This window comes from Micromonospora sp. KC207, from assembly GCF_004348615.1.
In the GTDB taxonomy this organism is placed as follows: Bacteria; Actinomycetota; Actinomycetes; order Mycobacteriales; family Micromonosporaceae; genus Micromonospora.
In genome coordinates, this window is record NZ_SMKJ01000135.1 from 1 (window position 1) to 17,422 (window position 17,422).

A 17,422-nucleotide genomic window follows, 5' to 3' on the forward strand; every position below is an offset into this window, starting at 1 on the left:
GAGGTGGGCCGTGATCGCGGCGGCGAGGATGTCCGGGCCGGGGCGGGCCCACAGGTCGGCGTGGAAGACCTCCACCTCGATCGCCCCCCGGTAGCCGGCGGCGTCGACCGCGTCGCGGAAGCGGCGCAGGTCGACGCAGCCCTCGCCGGGCAGCGCCCGGCCGAGCAGCACGCCCTCCGGCAACGGGGTGATCCAGTCCGCCACCTGGAACGCGGCGATCCGGTCCCCGGCGCGGGCGATCTGCCGGAAGACGGCGTCGTCCCACCACAGGTGGTACGTGTCGACCACCACACCGACCGTGCCCGGGTCGAACCGCTCGGCGATGTCCAGGGCCTGGCCCAGCGTGGAGATCACGCACCGGTCCGCGCAGAACATCGGGTGCAGCGGCTCGATGGCCAGCCGCACCCCGGCCGCTTCGGCGTGCGGGGCCAGCTCGCCGATCGCGTCGGCGACCCGCTGCCGGGCCCCGTCGACGTCCCGGCTGCCGGCCGGCAGGCCGCCGGAGACCAGCACCAGCTCGCCGGTGCCGAGGGTGACGGCCTCCTCGATCGCCCGCAGGTTCTCGTCGCGCCAGCCGTCGGCGGTGAAGAACCCGCCCCGGCACAGCGAGGTGACGGTCAGCCCCGCCTCGCGGACCAGCCGCGCCGCCCGCTCGACGCCGTATTCCCGCACCGGCTCTCGCCAGAGCCCGACGCCCGGCACCCCGGCGGCCACGCAGCCGGCGACCAGTTCCTCCAGGGCCCAGCCGGTGGCGGTGGCCTGGTTGAACGAGAACCGGGCCAGCCGGTCGGCGCCGGGGCCGCCCGCCGGTCCACCCACGGCGGCCACCGCCGGCTCGCCCACCGCGGTCACTGGGCCACCCCGGCGACCGTGAAGTACGCACGGGCCCGGGCGGCGGCCAGCTCGGCGTCCGGCAGCAGCCCGGCCGCGTCGGCCAGGGTGAGCAGTCGGGCCAGGTGGGCCGGCGACCGGCCCGCCTGCTGCCCGCCGACCATGGTGAAGTGATCCTGGTGGCCGGTCAGCCAGGCCAGGAACACGATGCCGGTCTTGTAGTGCCAGGTCGGGGCCGCGAACAGGTGCCGGGCCAGCGGCACGGTCGGGGCGAACACCTTTTCGTACGTCGTGAGGTCGCCATCGTCGAGGGCGGCCAGCGCGGCGGCGGCGGCCGGAGCGACCGCGGCGAACACCCCGAGCAGGGCGTCGGAGTGCCCCACCCCGTCGCCCCGGATCAGCTCCGGGTAGTGGAAGTCGTCGCCGGTGTACAGGCGTACCCCGGCCGGCAGCCGGCGGCGCAGCGCGACCTCCCGGTCGGCGTCGAGCAGGGACACCTTGATCCCGTCGATCTTCTCCGCATGATCCTTGATCAGGTCGAGCACGGCGTCGGCGGCGACGTCCAGGTCGGACGAGCCCCAGTAGCCGGCCAGCGCCGGGTCGAACATGTCGCCGAGCCAGTGCAGCACCACCGGCTGGTCGGTGGCGGCCAGCAGGTGGGCGTACACCCGCTGGTAGTCCTCCGGGCCCCGGGCGGCGGCGGCGAGGTGCCGGCTGCACATCAGCACCGGCCGGGCCCCGGCGGACAGGACCTCGGTGAGCTGCTCGGCGTACGCGTCGCGGATCCGCTCGATGCTGGCCGGGCCGGCCGGAAGCTGATCGGTGGCGACCCCGGCCACGATCCGGCCGCCGGCCGCGCGTGCCTCGGCGGCGCTGCGCCGGATCAGCTCGCGGGTCGCCGGGTAGTCCAGGCCCATGCCGCGCTGCGCGGTGTCCATCGCCTCGGCGACCCCGAGCCCGTACGACCACAGGTGGCGCCGGAAAGCGAGGGTACGGTCCCAGTCGACGGCGGCCGGGGCGCCCGGGACGTTCTCGGCGCGCGGGTCGGCCACCACGTGCGCGGCGGCGTACGCGATCCGGGAGGTGGCCGGGGCGGCGGTGCGGGGAAAGCCGCCCGCGCCGGAGAGCCGGTGCCGGGCACCGTCGGGCAGGGCGACCTCGGCGCTCATCGGCCCAGCTCCGGGATCTCGACGCGGCGGTGCTCGCGGGCCGAGCGCAGGCCCAGCTCGGCGAGCTGCACGCCGCGCGCGCCGGCCATGAAGTCCCACGGGAACGGCTCGCCGGCCACCACGTGCCGCAGGAACGCCTCCCACTGCACCTTGAAGCCGTTGTCGAACTCGTCGTTGTCCGGCACCTCGCTCCACTGCGCGCGGAAGTTCTCGCCGGAGGGCAGGTCCGGGTTCCACACCGGCTTCGGGGTGACCGAGCGGTGCTGGACGCGGCAGTTGCGCAGCCCGGCGACGGCGCTGCCCTCGGTGCCGTCGACCTGGAACTCGACCAGCTCGTCGCGGTTGACACGCACCGCCCAGGAGGAGTTGATCTGGGCGATGATCCCGCCGTCGAGCTCGAAGACGCCGTACGCGGCGTCGTCGGCGGTGGCCGGGTAGGGCCGGCCGGCCTCGTCCACGCGGCGCGGGATGTGCGTGGCGGTGACGCAGGAGACGGCGCGGACCCGTGCGAACAGCTCCTCCAGCACGTAGTGCCAGTGCGGGAACATGTCCATCACGATGCCGCCGCCGTCCTCGGCACGGTAGTTCCAGGATGGGCGCTGGGCGGGCTGCCAGTCGCCCTCGAAGACCCAGTAGCCGAACTCGCCGCGCACGGAGAGGATGCGGCCGAAGAAGCCGCCGTCGATCAGCCGCTTGAGCTTGCGCAGGCCGGGCAGGAAGAGCTTGTCCTGGACCACGCCGGTGCGCACGCCGGCGGCGTCGGCGGCCCGGGCCAGCTCGACCGCGGCGGCGCTGTCCTCGGCGAGGGGCTTCTCGGTGTAGATGTGCCTGCCGGCGTCGATCGCCTGACGGACGGCCTTCTCCCGCTGCTGGGTGAGCTGGGCGTCGAAGTAGACCTCGACGTCGTCGCGGGCGAGCGCGGCGGTGAGGTCGGTCGTGAAGTCGGTGAGCCCGTGCCGCTCGGCGATGTCGCGCAGCCTGCTCTCGTTGCGGCCCACCAGGATCGGCTCGGGCCAGATCCGGGCGCCGTCGGCCAGCGGCACTCCGCCCTGCTCCCGGATGGCGAGCAGCGAACGCACGAGGTGCTGGCGGTAGCCCATCCGGCCGGTGACGCCATTGACGATGATGCCTATCGGCCTACGGCTCATGAATGTCTTCCCTCTCCTCGGGCGGCCGGCACACCGCCGGGCGGCCAGGTACGGCCGACACGCCAGGCAAGCGCATTCCTGAGAGCGTAGGTGGGCCCCGCCCCGCCAGGCAAGGGCTTTCCCACCCGACTGCGGTAGCCTGTCCGCGACCGCGCGGGGTCCGCGCGGAGGACCATGAGGGGCGGCGGATGGCGACGCTGGCCGATGTCGCGCGGCGGGCGGGGGTCTCCCCCGCGACGGCGTCACGGGTGATCAATGGCAGCAGCAAGCCGGTCGCGAACGAGCTGCGCGAACGCGTGCTGCGCGCCGTCGCCGACCTGCGGTACGTGCCGAACGCGCACGCCCAGTTGCTGGCCCGGCCGCAGCGCAGCGTGGTCGGCATCGTCGTGCACGACGTGTCCGACCCGTACTTCGCCGAGGTGACCCGGGGACTGCAACGGGTGGCCACCGAGCGGGGCCGCCTGCTGATCATCTGCAACAGCTACCGCGACCCGGTCCGCGAGCTGGAGTACGTGGAGCTGTTGCGTGGCCAGCAGGTCGCCGCGATAGTGCTGGCCGGGTCCGGCTACCACGACGCCGGGTTCACCACGCTGCTCAACGAGAAGCTCGCCGCGTACGAGGCGACGGGCGGGCGGGTCGCGGTGATCGGCCGGCACGACCACTTCGGGGACGCGGTGATGCCGGCCAACGCGACCGGCGGCGAGCTGATCGGCCAGGAGCTGCTGCGCCTCGGTCACCGGCGGATCGGGGTGATCGCCGGGCCACGGGTCCTCACCACCATCACCGACCGGCTGACCGGGCTGCGGCGGGCGCTCGCCGGGCAGGGCGTGGAGCTGCCCGAGGAGCGGATCCGCTACGCCGACTTCGACCGCGACGGCGGGGCCCGGGCCACCGCCGAGCTGTTGGCGACCGACCCCGCCCCCACCGCGATCGTGGCGCTGAACGACTCGATGGCCGTCGGCGCGCTCGCCCTGCTGCGCGCGCGCGGCCTCCGGGTGCCCCAGGACGTGTCCGTCCTCGGCTTCGACGACATGCCGATCGCCGCCGATGTCACCCCCGCGCTGACCACGGTGCGGCTCCCGCTGGTCGAGCTGGGCGTGCGGGCGATGACCCTCGCCCTCGATCCGGCCAGCGGGCAGCCCCGCGTCGAGAGCCTGCCGGCGGAACTGGTGCGCCGGGGCAGCACCGGCCCGGCCGCCCACTGACCCCGCCCCGGGTTCGGGACGCGACCCGGGGCGACCGGGGCCGGGCCCCGGGCGGCCGGGGCGGGACGCCATGTCGGCGACATCGCGCGATCAACTCCGCCGGATGCCGCCATGTCGGCGGCATGGAGTCGATCACCAGCCCGGACGGCATCGCCAGGCGGGCGGTTCAGGCCGCACGCGGCAGGCCCGGAAGGTCAGGCCGGGCGGATGGCGGAGTCCCGGTCGCCCCGGGCCAGCTCCGCGAGCCGGTCGATCTGGCTGGGGTCGGACAGGGCGGACCCGACCGCCACCACCTTGACGCCGGACGCCAGGAAGTCGGCGGCGTTGCCGGCGTCGATCCCGCCGGTGGCGACGAAGCGCAGTTCGGGTAGCGGCCCGGCGACCGCCTTGAACCACTGCGGCCCGAGGCTCACCGCCGGGAACGCCTTGAGCCAGGTCAGCCCGTGGTCGCGGGCCCGCTGCGCCTCGGTCGGGGTGGCCACGCCGGGCAGGTGGGGAATCCCGTAGGTGAGCGCGGCGTCGGCCACCGCGAGGTCGAGCCCGGGCGCGACGGTGAACGCCGCCCCGGCGGACGCGGACTGCCGGACCTGCGCCGGGGTGAACACGGTGCCCGCCCCGACGATCCGGTCCCGGGTCCGCCCGGCCTCCACAGCGGCGCGCAGCGCGTTCATCGCCTCGGGGGTGCGCACCGGCACCTCCACCACGTCGATGCCGAGGTCCCAGGCCCGGTTCGCCAGCCGAACCGTCTCCTGCGGCGGCAGGTCCCGCAGGATCACCATCACCCGCACGCCGACGAAGATCGGTGCGAAGTCGTGCGCCGTCACCGGCTGCCCCTTTCGTTGCCGGGGCCAGCCGCGCCGGTCCCCACGTTCCCGCTTCCGCCATCGGCCACTTCGGTCGACACGTCCTCGGGGCCGACGCAACCATCCCCCAAGCCCGCCGGACCGCCACCGACCACGCCGTCGACCAGGCCGGCCGTCACCGGGTCGATCGCCGCCCACCGGTCGGCGGGCAGCGCCACGACGTCGTCGAGGTCCCGCCGGCGCGGCGGCGGCGCGCAGTCGCCGGGCACCGCGAGGGCCCGGACCGCGACGACGTGCCCGCAGCGCAGCGCAGCGGTCTGGTCCAGCCCACGCAGCACGGCGGAGAGGTACCCGGCGGCGAAGGCGTCCCCGGCACCGACCGGTTCGACCACCGGCGCGCGCAGCGCCGGCACGAACACCGCCGGCCCGGTGCGCGGCAACGCGGTCGCGCCGACCGCCCCGTCCTTGACGACCACAGTTCCCGCGTGCGGCAGCAGCCGGCGCACCGCCTGCGGGTCGGCGGTCCCCCACAGCCGCTCGGCCTCGTCCAACCCGACGAGGACGATGTCGGCCCGGTCGGCGATGCCGCGCAGCACGTCGGCGGCCCGGTCGGCGGGCCAGAGCCGGGGCCGGTGGTTGACGTCGAAGCTGACCAGCGCGTCGCCGAGCGGCCGGGCGTCGACCGCGTGCGCCACGAGGGCGTGGCAGGACGCCGACAGTACCGGGGTGATGCCGGACAGGTGCAGCAGCCGCGCGCCGGCCAGGCGCGGATCGTCCAGCGCGCCGGGATCCAGCCGGGAGGCCGCGGAGCCGGCCCGGTAGTAGTGCACGGCGGTGGCCTCCGGCCGGGGGTCCTTGAAGTAGACGCCGGTCGGGGCGTCCGGGTCGACGGCGACCGATTCGACGTCAACGCCCGCGCCCGCGACCTCGCCGACCACCATCCGCCCGAACGGGTCGTCGCCGACCCGGCTGACCCAGGCGACGCGGTGGCCGAGCCCGGCCAGGCCGATCGCCAGGTTGGACTCCGCGCCGCCGACGCCGAGCCGGAGCCGGCCGGCGCGCTCCAGCGGGGACCCGTCGTCCGGCGACATGACCACCATGGTCTCGCCGACGGTGACCACCTCGGGGCCGGGCGCGGCGCTCATGCCCGTCCCGCCGGCTCCACGGTGGCGGCCGGGGCGGCGACCGCGTCGCCGTCGAGGACCCCGTCGGCCACGGTGACGGTGTGCCGAGCGTGCCGGTTGTCGCCGGCCGGCACCACGGCCGGTGTCTCGAAGGCAAACGCCACGCAGACCCCCGGGTACATCGCCGTCCGGACGAACCACCGGTCGCTGGGCCCTAGGCCCGTGAAGACCAGAGTGTACGCTCCGCCGTCCGGCCCGGTGCCCGTCAGGGCGACCCACGGCTCGGCGCTGCCGTTTACGGGCTCTCGCCGTCGGCGCAGGCGGTGCAGGTGTGTGGTGGCGCGCCGGCCGGGCCGCGCCACTGGAGCCGGTGGCCAGTACGTCGGCGCGCTCGTCTGATCCGATGCGGACGATGCGGCGATGGCCCCGGGTCGGGCCGCCCCGGTCCGCAAGGCGATGCGGGCCCGGGCCGACACGGACGGCACCGGGGTCACCGGTCGATGGGGGCTTCTCCGGTGGAGTCGCGGATGACCAACTCGGTCTGGAGCATTACCTGTGCGCTCGTGCGACGGGTGCCGACTGCCGTGCTCCTCCCGGTGCCCCACGGCGCGTCGGTGTCCCGTTGCAGCAGCATGTCGACGGCCGTCCGGCCGGCGGCCGCGGTAGGTGTGGCCACCGTCGTCAACTTGGGCCGGGTGAGCCGGCTCAGGGCGATGTCGTCGATGCCGACGACGCTGACGTCCCGCGGCACCCGGACCCCGAGGGCGTCGAGCCCCCCGATCAACCCGATCGCCATCAGGTCGTTGTAGGCGAGCACGGCGGAGACGCCGCTGCGCTGGACGTGTTCGGCCAGCGCGAGGCCGCCGTGCTCGGTGGGTGGGTTGGGGCCGAGGACGGTCAGCTCCGCGCCGCCGGCCCGGGCCGCGGCGGTGGCGGACCGGCGGATCTCCCGACTGGTCCACGAGCCCCGGGGGCCGCCGAGCAGGCCGATCGCGGTGTGGCCGAAGCCGACCAGGTGCTCGATCGCCGAGCGGGCCCCCTGCCCGACGTCCATCGTCACGCAGGGCAACCCGGTCACCCGGCGGTTCATCACCACCAGCGGGACCTCGCGGCTGAGCTGCTCGATGAGGCTGTTGCTCATCCGGGGGCTGCACAGCAGCACCCCGTCGACCTGCTTGGCGAGGGCGCGGACCAGCTCCTCCTCGGCCGTCGGGTCCTCGTTCGTGTCCGCGACGAAGACGTGGTAGTCGCGCTGCCGGGCCTGCCCCTCCGCCGCCTTGATCAGCGGTGGGAAGAACGGGTTGGCGATGTCGGCGACGATCAGGCCGATGTTGTGGGTACGGCCGGTGATCAGGGCCCGCGCGGCGCGGTTGGGCCGGTAGCCCAGGTCCTCCGAGCAGGCCAGCACCCTGACCCGGGTTTCCGGGTTGACCAGGTGTGGCGCGGAGAACGTGCGGGAGACCGTGGAGATGTGCACGCCGGAGGCCCGCGCGACGTCCCTGATGGTGACTGGCACGACGGCCCTCTCGTCCGGTATGGCTGCGGTGTCACGTGGATGCCGACAATAATGCAAACGGTTGCTCCAGTGCCAACGCTCGAAGACTCCGACCAGGCTTCGAACACGCGCCCACCATACGTTCGTCTGCCATCAAAGTGGGACAAGTAGCACCGATTTTTTCCCGAACGTTGACTCGTAGCAATCGATTGTGATTTCTTCACTGCAAACCTTTGCACTCACTCCGGACACGCCGCCGTCACGGCCCGCCCCGCCGGTGCCTACCCGCACCGCCGACCGCATCCGAGGAGCCATCCGACGTGCCGACCACCTCCCGACCCGACCTGCTCCTCCCCGCCGACCCGGGCCTGCGCGCGCTGGCCCGGCAGCTCTACGCGCTGGCGGCGGAGCAACCGATCATCTCCCCGCACGGGCACGTCGACCCGGCCCTGCTGGCCGAGGACCGCCCCTTCCCGGACCCCTCCCGGCTGATCATCGTGCCCGACCACTACCTGACCCGGATGCTGCTCAGCCAGGGCGTGCCCCCGGCCGAGCTGGGCGTCCCGACGGTGGACGGCAGCCCGGTGGAGACCGACGGCCGGAAGATCTGGCGGCGTTTCGTCGACGGCTGGCACCTGTTCCGGGGCACCCCGTCGCGGCTGTGGCTGGAACAGACCCTCACCGAGGTCTTCGGGGTGGACACCCCGCTGGTCCCCGCCACCGCCGACGCCGTGTACGAGCAGGTCGCGGCCCGACTCGCGGAGCCGGAGTTCCGGCCCCGGGCCCTGTTCGACCGGTTCCGCATCGAGGTGCTGGCCACCACCGAGTCGCCCCTGGACGACCTCGCCCAGCACGCGAAGCTCGCCGCCGACGGCTGGGGCGGCCCCGGCGGGAAGGTGGTCACCACCTTCCGCCCGGACAACGTGGTCGACATGGAGTTCGACAACTGGGCCGACAACGTCGAACGGCTCGGCGAGGTCGCCGGGGAGGACACCGGCACGTACGCCGGTTTCCTGGCCGCCCTGCGGCGACGCCGGGAGGCGTTCGTCGCGGCCGGCGCGACCTGCTCCGACCACGGCCACCCGACCGCCCGCACCCTGGACCTCGGGGCGCGGGAGGCGGCGGCGTTGTACGAGCGGGGCCGGCGCGGCGAGGCCGACGCCGCCGACGCGGAGGCGTTCCGGGCGCACATGCTGCTGGAGTTCGCCCGGATGTCCATCGACGACGGCCTGGTGATGCAACTGCACCCCGGCTCGGTGCGCAACCACAACCGCTGGCTGTACGCCCGGCACGGCCGCGACGTCGGCGGGGACATCCCGCAGGCCACCGAGTACCTGCACGCGCTCACCCCGCTGCTGGACGCCCACGGCAACGACCCCCGGTTGCGGGTGGTGGTCTACACCCTCGACGAGTACACCTTCACCCGGGAGCTGGCCCCCCTCGCCGGCGGCTACGCGGCCCTCTACCTCGGCGCGCCCTGGTGGTTCCTGGACTCCCCCGAGGCGCTGCGCCGGTTCCGGGAGGCGGTCACCGAGACCGCCGGCTTCTACAACACCGCCGGGTTCGTCGACGACACCCGGGCGTTCTGCTCCATCCCGGTGCGCCACGACGTGGCCCGCCGGGTCGACGCCGGCTTCCTCGCCCGGCTGGTCGCCGAGCACCGGCTGACCGAGGAGGAGGCCGCCGAGACGGTCGTCGACCTCGCCTACCGCCTGCCCAGGAGGGTCTACAAGATCGGGGAAAAGCTGTGAGTGTCAGGATCACCTCCGTCGACGTGCACGACGTGCGCTTCCCGACCGCGGCGGCCGGGGACGGCTCGGACGCGATCAACCGGGGTGACTACTCGGCGACGTACGTCGAGCTGGGCACCGACGTCGGGACGGTGGGCGCGGGCTTCACCTTCACCAACGGGCGGGGCAACGAGATCACCTGCGCCGCCGTGCGGGCCCTGGCCCACCACGTCGAGGGCAAGACGATCGAGCAGATCGCCGCCGAGCCGGTGACTTTCTGGCGCTCGCTCAGCGCCGACGTGCAGCTACGCTGGCTGGGCCCGGAGAAGGGCGTCATCCACATGGCGACCGGCGCGCTGGTCAACGCCGTGTGGGACCTGCGGGCCAAGCTCGCCGGCAAGCCGATGTGGCGCTTCCTCGCCGAGTTGCCCACCGAGGAACTCGTCGCCAGCATCGACTTCCGCCACATCACCGACGCGCTCACCCCCGACGAGACGGCCACCATCCTCGACGAGGGCCGCGACGGGACGGCCGACCGGATCGCCCTGCTGGAGCGCGACGGGTTCCCGTCGTACACCACGTCGGTGGGATGGCTCGGCTACCGCGACGAGAAGGTCCGGGCGCTGACCCGCGAGGCGTACGCGCAGGGCTGGCGGGCGGTGAAGATGAAGGTCGGCGGGCCGCCGCCGGACGACCTGCGCCGGGCGCGGATCATCCGCGCCGAGATCGGCCCGGACGCGCTGCTGATGATGGACGCCAACCAGGTCTGGGACGTCGACGAGGCGATCACCAACATGACCGCGCTGGCGGAGGTCGACCCGTACTGGATCGAGGAGCCGACGCACGCCGACGACATCCTCGGCCACGCCCGGATCGCCCGCGCGGTCACCGAGCTGACCGGCGGCCGGTGCCGGGTGGCCACCGGCGAGGCCGCCGCCAACCGGGTGATCTTCAAGCAGCTCCTCCAGGCCGAGGCGATCGGCGTCATGCAGATCGACGCCTGTCGCGTCGGCGGGGTCAACGAGGTGCTGGCCGAGATCGTCATGGCGGCGAAGTTCGGCGTCCCGATCTGCCCGCACGCCGGCGGCGTCGGCCTCTGCGAGTACGTTCAGCACCTGGCGATCTTCGACTTCCTGCGGGTCGGCACCAGCCTCGACGGCCGGATGGTCGAGTACGTCGACCACCTGCACGAGCACTTCGTCGACCCGGTGCGCACCCGGGGCGGCCGGTACCTGCTGCCCGAGGCCCCCGGCTACAGCGCCACCATGCGCCCCGAGTCGATCGCCGAGTTCCGTTTCCCGGACGGCCCGGCATGGCGGTGACCGGGAGAGCGTCCCGCCTCGGGTTGGCCGTGCTGCGCCGGCTGCCCCTGGCCAGCCGGCCGGTGCTGCGCCCCGGCACCGTGCCGGCCGGGATCGTGCACCTGGGCCTCGGCGCGTTCCACCGTGCCCACCAGGCCGTCTACACCGAGGCGGCGGTCGGCGCGGCCGGCGGCGACTGGGGCATCGTCGGGGTCGCCCCGCGCAGCACCGAACTCGTCGAGACTCTCGCCGCGCAGGACAACCTGTTCAGCGTCACCACCATGTCCGCCGAGGGCGACAGCACCCGGGTCGTCGGGTCACTGGCCGGGGTCCGGCACGCGGCGAGCGACCCGAACGCCGTGGTCGCGCTGCTCGCCGATCCGGCGATCCGGGTGGTCACCCTGACCGTGACGGAGAAGGCGTACCAGCTCGACCCCGTGACCGGCCGGCTCAGCCCCGACCCGGCGCTCGCCGCCGACCTGGCCGGCGACGGGCCGCCGACGACGGTGCCCGGCCTGTTGGTACGCGGGCTGGCCGCCCGGGCGGCGGCCGACGCCGGGCCCATCGCGCTGGTGAGCTGCGACAACCTGCCGGCCAACGGTGCCCGGCTGCGCGGGCTCGTCGAGCAGGCGCTGGCCCGCTCCGGCACCTGCGACCGGGTGCTCGGCTGGGTGTCCGGGCAGGTCAGCTTCCCCGGCACGATGGTGGACCGGATCGTGCCGGCCAGCACGCCCGGCACCCTCGCCGCGGCACGGCACGCGCTGGGCTTCGCCGACCTGGCGGCGGTGGCCGCCGAGCCGTACCGCCAGTGGGTGATCGAGGACGACTTCCCCGGCGGCCGGCCGGCGTGGGAGTTGGCCGGCGCGGTGCTCACCGACGACGCCGGGCCGTGGGAGCGGGTGAAGCTACGCGGCCTCAACGGGCTGCACTCGGCCACCGCCTACCTGGGCGCCCTCGCCGGCCGGGAGACGGTCGCCGACGCGCTGGGCGTGCCGGGGCTGACCGGGGTGCTGCGCCGGCTGGTCGCCGAGGAGGTGGCGGTCAGCTTCACCCCGCCCGACGGGGTGTCGATGGTCGCGTACGGGGACGAGGTGCTGGCCCGGTTCGCCAACCCGGCGATCCGGCACCGCACCCTCCAGATCGCCATGGACGGCTCGCAGAAGCTGTCCCAGCGGGTGGTGCGCACCATCGTGGATCTGCGTGCGGCTGGTCGGTCGGCCCGCTGGTCGGCGCTGGTGGTGGCGGCGTGGATGCGTTTCGTGTGCGGGACGGCCGACGACGGGGCGGCGCTGCCGCTGGCCGACCCCCTCGCCGACCGGATCACCGGCGTGCTGGCCACCGCCGACGGCACCCCGGCCGGGGTGGTCGACGCGTTGCTCGGGCTGCGCGAGGTCTTCCCCGCCGAGATGGCCGGCGACGACGAGGTCCGCGCCGACGTCACCGACTGGCTGACCGCCCTGCACCGGCACGGGGTGACGACGACCCTGGCGGGGGCGGCATGAACAACGGTCAAGGAGGTCCCCTCCTCACCTGACCCGGCGGGCGGTCCGGTGGTGCCGCCACAGCCGCACCGCCACCAACACCACCACCAGGGCCAGCGCTGTCTCCTCGCCGAGGCCCAGGCGACGTTCCAGCAGCCGGTACGAGGCGCCCGAGAGGAAGCCGAGCACCGCGACCGTGACCGACCAGAGCACCCCTCCGGCCACGTTGGCCACGGTGAAGGTGGCCTGCGGCAGGCCGCTCAGCCCGGCGATCCCCGGCACCAGGGCCCGCAGTGCCGCCGCCCAGCGGCCGATCACCACGGCGACCGCGCCCCGGCGGCGGACCAGGTCGAGCGCGCGCCGCAGTTCCCCCGAGCGGACGAGCCGGCGGGGTGCGCGGGCCAGCAGCCGGTGACCGTAGCGGCGGCCGATCAGGTAGCCGGCCTGGTCGCCCAGTGCCGCCCCGGCCAGCGCGGCCACGATCACGGCCCACAGTGGCAGCCGCCCGCAGTGCGCCACCAACCCGCCGACCAGCACGGCGACCTCCCCCGGCACGAGCAGCCCGAGGAAGGTGGACGCCTCCAGCGCGGGTAGGAGGAAGACCAGGGCGAGCACCAGGGCGGGCGGCAACGCCACCAGCACCACCAGCACCCGGTCCACCCGGATCATTGTCCCCGACCGGGGCCCCGGGTGACGGCGATCATCGTTTCCGGACGCTTCCCTACCGTTGCCCCGAGCAGGCTGGTCACGCGACTTACGGGCATCTCATGACCCCGGGCCGGCCGACGGCGAGATCGGCGGCGTTCCCGTCGCAAGGCCGACGACCGAGCCCGCAGACGGTGAAGATCAGCTATAAGTGGTGCATGGACTTCCCGCCGTACCTGGCCTCGATGCCCATGCACGCGATCACCGAGATCCACGGCGAGCCCGGCCTGTTGGAGCGGTTCCGGCTGGAGATCCGGGCGTTCGACGAGGGCGCGCGGGCTGGGCTCACCGCCGCCCTCGACCTCGCCGCCGAGCTGCACCGCGACGACCGGCGGGTGCGCGAGCCGTACCTGAACCACCTGCTGCGGGTCGCGATCAGGATGATGCACCACTACCAGGTACGCGACGCGGACGTGATCGTCGCCGGCCTGCTGCACGACACGGTGGAGGACCACCCGGCGGAGCTGGCGGGCGGTCACCGGGCGGGCGCGGCAGCCGGCGACGACAACACGGCGCCGGCGCTCGCGACCCTCGCCGCGCGGTTCGGCCCGCGGGTCGCGCGGCTGGTCGCCGCGGTCACCAATCCCGCGTACGACCCGGACCGGGACCGGCACGCGCAGTACCGGGAGCACGTGGCGGCCAGCCTGGACCGCGAGCCGTGGGCCCGGGTCATCAAGGTTTCCGACTTCACCGACAACGGGGTCGGGTTGATCCACACCGTCGGGCCGAAGGTGTTCTCGTTGGCGACGAAGTACCGCCCGCTGGTGCCGGTCTTCCGGGAGCTGATCGCCCGACCGGACACCCCGCTCGCCCCGACGGTCAAGGAGCACATCTTCAACCAGCTCGACCTCGCCGAGGAGCGCTTCGCCGCGATCCTCGACCGGCCGGTGACCGCCGGGCCGCCGACCGGCCGATAGCCGCCGGCCCCCGACCGGCCGGTGACCGCCAGCGCCGCGACCGGCCGCGGTGAGAACGGAGGGCGGCGAGAACGGGGGCGGTCAGCGGCGCGGGAGGGCGCGGGCCGTGCGGCGGCGCAGGTCCGGCACCCGGTCCGGCGCGTCGCGCAGCACCACCCGCAGCGGGTGCGGGGCGTCGCCGGCGGCGTCACCGAGGACCGCCAGGAGCAGGCCGAGGTGACCGACGGGCTCGTCGGCGAGCAACTGCGTGGCGTCGTCGACCACCAGGGTCAACGGGCCGGCGTCGAGCCGGTCACGCAGGCTGTCGGCGAGCGCGTCCCAGTTGCGGCCAACGTAGCCGGGCAGGCCGAGGGCGTCGACCAGCGTCGCGAACAGGTCCACCCGGCTGCGGGCGGTCACCGCCGACAGCACGGCCCGCTCCCCCGGCGCGTTCGCCGGGCCGACGGCCGTGATGCCCAGCCACGGCGGCAGTCCGGGTGCGTCCCCCTCGGTCATGGTGCCCTCCCCGGTGCAAGGCCGGACCGCGCGGCCCGGCCCCGCGAGGTGTCGCGTCACAGCCGGTAGAAGTCGGTGTAGTGGTTGGGCGAGAACCACGTCGCCCCCGTGCTTCTGTCGACCACGATCCGGTACGCGTCGCGGGGGGCGCCGTAGGCGCGCGGGTAGACGTCGTACTCGTGGTAGGTGACGCCGCCGGGGAGCTGGCCCTCGTAGTTGTGGAACTGGCCGCCGGCGAAGTTGTAGAGGCCGCCGCTCCACGAGTACCAGCCCCGGCTGGTCGGGAAGCCCTTGGCGGCCCAGCCCGACCGGGCGGTGCGGGCGTCCGCGCAGCGGGTCATGGTGCAGGAGCTGTAGACAGCGGCGTGTGCGGGTTCGGTCAGCCGGGGCGTCACCACGGACGGCCCGACCAGGGCCGCAGCCACCATGGCGGTGAGCAGTGCGAGCGCGCCGACCGTCCGGCGCAACCGGCCGCCGGTCGTCGTGCTCGGCGTCATCGTGTCGGTCACGGTTCCTCCCGATCGCGGCCGCACCGAGGCGATCGATGCGGGTGAGATCCTGGTGAGGAACAGTCTCGGCCTCGTGGCCCGGGTAGGCCAGGGCTGACGGTGGAACTGATTGGCACGCGGCGATGAAATCCTCGCCAACGCGGGGTCGGGCGGCCCGGCCCGGGCCGCCCGACCCGGGCGGTCAGCAGCCGATCCGGCTGGCACCCACCGCGACGTCGTCGAACCAGAGGGTGTCGGCTCCCTCGCCGTAGCTCTCCCAGCCCAACCGGAGGTCGGTGAGCTGCGGGCGCCACGTGCGCTTGAGCCATTGCCCGTCGATGTCGTGGGTGGGCGTGCCGCGCCGTTCTGCCCGCCCATCCGCAGGTCCTTGCCGCCGTCGGCGGCGTCGGCCATGGCCAGGAACGTGACGTGCGAGTTGGGCAGGACGTTGGTGTGCCGCACCCAGAGCCGGGCGTACCGGACCGCGCCGAGGGTGCTCAGGCCCCGGGTGGCGCGGGAACGCTCGCGTGGCGACGCGACCGGCGACGCGACGCGGGATGCCCAGCTCCGGGCGGACCATCAGCCGTCCGGCCGTCGGCGATCGACGGCACGGCGGCGCCCGCGCCCGATCCAGTGATAGCCGCCGACAGATAGCAAGCCGGCGAGCCGCGCCCCCGCCGGCGGATGACGAGCCGACCCGGTCGGCCATCGTGCCCGGCGGCGGGACCGGAACCACCATTTCACAGCCGGGGAGGCGCCGCCCGACGCGACGCCACGGGCCCCACAATTGCGCGCGACATTCTGGACAGGTTTGCATATGGCGGATTTCGCGTGTAGTTCGGTGGGGGTGAACTCCGACGCCTCAGTACTTGAGTCGGTAACGAGAGTCAATGCATTGACACTGGCAAATCAAGACTGAATCATCCACGAGCATGGATCACAGTCGAGTACGTCGACGGAATGCGGCCACCCTGATCGCGATTGCTGCCGCGACAACCGTCATGGCAACGGGAATTGCATCGCCGGCAACTGCTGCGGGACAAGTGCGAGGAGCCGGGGATCCTGACGCGGTCGCCGGTAGTTACCTCGTCGTGTTCGACGACCACCCGGCCACCGACGACAATCGCGCGGGCACCGCCGCGCTGACCGGGCGGCTGGCCGCGAAGTACGACGTCGAGGTGGAGCACACCTACGAGCACGCGCTGCGCGGCTTCGCCGGCACGATGACCCGGACAGCCGCACGACGACTGGCGGCCGAGGCCGACGTGTCGTACGTCGAGCAGAACCGGGTCGTCCGTGGGCTCGACACCCAGCCCAGCCCGCCGTCCTGGGGCCTGGACCGGATCGACCAGCGCGACCTGCCGCTGGACGCCAGCTACTCGTACCCGACGACGGCGTCGACCGTGCGCGCGTACGTGATCGACACCGGTATCCGGACCACGCACACCACCTTCGGCGGCAGAGCCACCTGGGGCACCAACACCACCGGCGACGGCCGCGACTCGGACTGCTCCAGCAACGGCCACGGCACCCACGTCGCGGGCACCATCGGCGGCTCCCAGTACGGCGTGGCCAAGGGGGTTTCCCTGGTCGCGGTCAAGGTGCTGGGTTGCAGCGGCAGCGGCACCCTGGCCGGCGTCACCGCCGGCGTCGACTGGGTGACCGGTCACCACGCCGCCGGCGTGCCGGCCGTCGCCAACATGAGCCTCGGTGCCACCGGCGCGCAGAGCGCCCTCGAGGACGCGGTGCGCAACTCCATCGCCGACGGCATCGTCTACTCCATCTCCTCCGGCAACAGCAACGGCGACGCGTGCGGCTTCAGCCCGGCCCGGGTCGCCGAGGCGATCACCGTGAACGCCAGCACCACGACGGACGCCCGCGCGTCGTTCTCGAACTGGGGCACCTGCACCGACATCTTCGCCCCCGGGGACGGCATCGTCTCGGCGTCCAACGCGAGCGACACCGCCACCGCCACGCTCAGCGGCACGTCGATGGCCGCCCCGCACGTCGCGGGCGCCGCCGCGCTGGTCCTCGCCGGGAACTCCGGGTTGACCCCGGCCCAGGTGGCCGGTGCCCTCTTCGGCGCCTCGACCCCCAACAAGATCACCAACCCGGGCACGGGCTCGCCGAACCGCCTGCTGTACACCGGCTCGGCACCACCGGCACCCGGCACCGCCACGCTCATTCGGTACTGGTCCGGTCGGGACCACGTCAGCTCCACCACCCACCCCGGCAGCGGCTACCAGGCCGAGGGCAGCCTCGGAAAGGTGCACACCAGCCAGGTCGCCGGCACGCACCCCCTCTACCAGTGCCAGGTGGGCAGCGACAGGTTCACCTCCCAGGCCGCCACCTGCGAGGGACGCACCTTTCTCGGGTTGATCGGCTACGCCTACGGCTCACCGCCGGCCGCACCCCACCAGCTCGTCTACCGGTGCGTGGTGCGCGGCAACGGGGAGCACTTCGACTCCGCGGCCTCCAACTGCGAAGGGCAGATCACCGAGGGGCCGCTCGGATACCTGCTCCTCTAGCC

General features: G+C 74.0%; 17 protein-coding genes and 1 pseudogene. 6 read left to right on the top strand and 12 right to left on the bottom strand.

The genetic code is table 11. The annotated features are described in order from the left end of the window. The 3 genes from E1258_RS18050 to E1258_RS18060 form a co-directional block, all read right to left on the bottom strand. Positions 1–783: sugar phosphate isomerase/epimerase (locus E1258_RS18050; protein WP_207919613.1), on the bottom strand; the 783-nt coding region annotated here is incomplete at its 3' end. 65 nt (positions 784–848) lie between these two features. Then, positions 849–2,000 carry a dihydrodipicolinate synthase family protein gene (locus E1258_RS18055; protein ID WP_132402525.1) on the bottom strand — a complete coding sequence of 384 codons (1,152 nt, stop codon included), beginning with the start codon at positions 1,998–2,000 and terminating at the stop codon, positions 849–851. After that, positions 1,997–3,148 (bottom strand): Gfo/Idh/MocA family protein, encoded by a 1,152-nt coding sequence (locus E1258_RS18060; RefSeq protein ID WP_132402528.1) that lies wholly within the window; start codon positions 3,146–3,148, stop codon positions 1,997–1,999. The genes E1258_RS18055 and E1258_RS18060 overlap by 4 nt, the downstream gene beginning before the upstream one ends. A gap of 188 nt (positions 3,149–3,336) precedes the next feature. On the opposite strand from E1258_RS18060, the gene E1258_RS18065 reads away from it, so the two are divergent. After that, positions 3,337–4,353 carry a LacI family DNA-binding transcriptional regulator gene (locus E1258_RS18065; protein ID WP_132402531.1) on the top strand — a complete coding sequence of 339 codons (1,017 nt, stop codon included), beginning with the start codon at positions 3,337–3,339 and terminating at the stop codon, positions 4,351–4,353. A 194-nt stretch (positions 4,354–4,547) separates the two neighbouring features. Here E1258_RS18065 and E1258_RS18070 read toward each other — a convergent pair whose 3' ends face one another. From E1258_RS18070 to E1258_RS18085, 4 genes are read right to left on the bottom strand one after another with little or no spacing between them, the layout of a single operon-like run. Then, entirely contained in the window at positions 4,548–5,177 is a 630-nt protein-coding gene (locus E1258_RS18070; protein WP_207919611.1) for a bifunctional 4-hydroxy-2-oxoglutarate aldolase/2-dehydro-3-deoxy-phosphogluconate aldolase, read from the bottom strand. Beyond that, on the bottom strand, positions 5,174–6,301 hold the full coding sequence (locus tag E1258_RS18075; RefSeq protein WP_132402534.1) for a sugar kinase: 1,128 nt from the start codon (positions 6,299–6,301) through the stop codon (positions 5,174–5,176). Before E1258_RS18075 ends, E1258_RS18070 begins: the two co-directional genes overlap by 4 nt. Further along, entirely contained in the window at positions 6,298–6,885 is a 588-nt protein-coding gene (locus E1258_RS35930) for a DUF6807 family protein (protein WP_371688635.1), read from the bottom strand. Before E1258_RS35930 ends, E1258_RS18075 begins: the two co-directional genes overlap by 4 nt. Further along, positions 6,771–7,796: a LacI family DNA-binding transcriptional regulator gene (locus E1258_RS18085; protein WP_132402540.1), complete on the bottom strand. Its 1,026-nt coding sequence runs from the start codon at positions 7,794–7,796 to the stop codon at positions 6,771–6,773. The genes E1258_RS35930 and E1258_RS18085 overlap by 115 nt, the downstream gene beginning before the upstream one ends. A gap of 299 nt (positions 7,797–8,095) precedes the next feature. On the opposite strand from E1258_RS18085, the gene uxaC reads away from it, so the two are divergent. The 3 genes from uxaC to E1258_RS18100 are packed head-to-tail and all read left to right on the top strand — an operon-like array spanning position 8,096 to position 12,308. Beyond that, on the top strand, positions 8,096–9,526 hold the full coding sequence (gene uxaC / locus E1258_RS18090; RefSeq protein WP_132402543.1) for a glucuronate isomerase: 1,431 nt from the start codon (positions 8,096–8,098) through the stop codon (positions 9,524–9,526). Continuing rightward, positions 9,523–10,827, top strand: a complete 1,305-nt coding sequence (locus tag E1258_RS18095; RefSeq protein WP_132402546.1) for an enolase C-terminal domain-like protein — start codon at positions 9,523–9,525, stop codon at positions 10,825–10,827. The genes uxaC and E1258_RS18095 overlap by 4 nt, the downstream gene beginning before the upstream one ends. After that, positions 10,818–12,308: a mannitol dehydrogenase family protein gene (locus E1258_RS18100; RefSeq protein WP_132402549.1), complete on the top strand. Its 1,491-nt coding sequence runs from the start codon at positions 10,818–10,820 to the stop codon at positions 12,306–12,308. Before E1258_RS18095 ends, E1258_RS18100 begins: the two co-directional genes overlap by 10 nt. 24 nt (positions 12,309–12,332) lie before the next feature. On the opposite strand, the gene E1258_RS18105 is transcribed toward E1258_RS18100, so the two are convergent. Then, a complete protein-coding gene (locus E1258_RS18105) occupies positions 12,333–12,947 on the bottom strand; it encodes a DedA family protein (protein ID WP_207919612.1) in 615 nt (204 codons plus the stop codon). Between the two features lie 203 nt (positions 12,948–13,150). Between E1258_RS18105 and E1258_RS18110 the strand changes: the two genes are divergently transcribed. Next, on the top strand, positions 13,151–13,909 hold the full coding sequence (locus E1258_RS18110) for an HD domain-containing protein (RefSeq protein WP_132402564.1): 759 nt from the start codon (positions 13,151–13,153) through the stop codon (positions 13,907–13,909). 81 nt (positions 13,910–13,990) lie between these two features. Here the strand turns inward: E1258_RS18110 and E1258_RS18115 are convergent, their stop codons facing one another. From E1258_RS18115 to E1258_RS35940, 4 genes and pseudogenes are all read right to left on the bottom strand, one after another. Beyond that, complete coding sequence (locus E1258_RS18115; RefSeq protein WP_132402555.1) at positions 13,991–14,404, bottom strand: barstar family protein; 414 nt, start codon at positions 14,402–14,404, stop codon at positions 13,991–13,993. Between the two features lie 56 nt (positions 14,405–14,460). Then, the gene (locus E1258_RS18120; protein ID WP_132402567.1) at positions 14,461–14,901 is read right to left on the bottom strand and encodes a ribonuclease domain-containing protein; all 441 of its coding nucleotides are present in this window, start codon (positions 14,899–14,901) and stop codon (positions 14,461–14,463) included. A 193-nt stretch (positions 14,902–15,094) separates the two neighbouring features. After that, positions 15,095–15,232 carry a hypothetical protein gene (locus E1258_RS35935; RefSeq protein WP_371688636.1) on the bottom strand — a complete coding sequence of 46 codons (138 nt, stop codon included), beginning with the start codon at positions 15,230–15,232 and terminating at the stop codon, positions 15,095–15,097. A gap of 74 nt (positions 15,233–15,306) precedes the next feature. Continuing rightward, positions 15,307–15,354, bottom strand: a pseudogene (locus E1258_RS35940) (hypothetical protein); the annotation flags it as partial. 629 nt (positions 15,355–15,983) lie between these two features. On the opposite strand from E1258_RS35940, the gene E1258_RS18130 reads away from it, so the two are divergent. Next, a complete protein-coding gene (locus E1258_RS18130; RefSeq protein WP_243715531.1) occupies positions 15,984–17,420 on the top strand; it encodes a S8 family peptidase in 1,437 nt (478 codons plus the stop codon). Positions 17,421–17,422: the final 2 nt, after the last annotated feature.